The 212-nt window shown below is 53.3% G+C and carries 1 protein-coding gene; it reads left to right on the top strand.

Annotated features, from left to right (window positions below; translation table 11 throughout):
* Nucleotides 1–81: IS3 family transposase (locus tag WFH04_RS18425; protein ID WP_408020174.1), on the top strand; the 81-nt coding region annotated here is incomplete at its 5' end.
* Between the last annotated feature and the right edge of the window lie 131 nt (nucleotides 82–212).

Below are 212 nucleotides of genomic sequence, written 5' to 3'. Positions count from 1 at the left end.
TGGTACAACAAATTTCGAATACACGGCACCCTTGGTTATCTGACACCGATGGAATACCGCAAGGCTGCCGCAGGGAGTTAAGCAGATATCGTGCAAGGGATGTTGCGACTTGACAGCGAGCCTCTACGGGCATGACTTCCGAGCCAGGACGCCAGCTTCAAAGAGATCCGGCTCATCCTGCCAAAGTTATCATGCCCGCCCCTCACTGTAAA

This window comes from Sporosarcina sp. USHLN248 (genome assembly GCF_037144575.1).
In the GTDB taxonomy this organism is placed as follows: Bacteria; Bacillota; Bacilli; order Bacillales_A; family Planococcaceae; genus Sporosarcina; species Sporosarcina contaminans.
Note: the sequence above shows the minus strand (reverse complement) of the source record. Positions and strands in the feature narration are given on the sequence as shown.